This window comes from Sphingobium sp. LMA1-1-1.1 (assembly GCF_040676365.1).
Classification (GTDB): domain Bacteria; phylum Pseudomonadota; class Alphaproteobacteria; order Sphingomonadales; family Sphingomonadaceae; genus Sphingobium.
Genome location: NZ_JBEGHS010000071.1, coordinates 1 through 252, shown reverse-complemented (window position 1 = coordinate 252; position 252 = coordinate 1). Strand labels below are relative to the sequence as shown.

The window sequence follows — 252 nt, the reverse complement described above, 5'->3', positions numbered from 1 at the left end:
TCGCTTCCATCGCCACCTTCGCCTTGAACTCGGCGCTGTAGCGCTTTCTCGTCGTCTTCATTCCCGTCCATTCCTTCAGGTCGGGATGAGCTTATCACCCTGTCCGAATTGCCGACACCACCTCACTCGGCATGGATCTTCGGCGCGATCTGCCCCGCCGAAGGAAAGGGCGCCGGCATCGTCATGCCTCGCTGTAACAGCGAGGCATGACGATGCATCTGGAAGAAATCGCCTTCAACGTCGCGCCGGGCG

The 252-nt window shown here is 60.3% G+C and carries 1 pseudogene; it reads left to right on the top strand.

Annotated features, from left to right (window positions below):
* Positions 1–126 precede the first annotated feature (126 nt).
* Positions 127–252 (top strand): annotated as a pseudogene (locus MRBLMA1_RS20865) (IS630 family transposase); the annotation flags it as partial.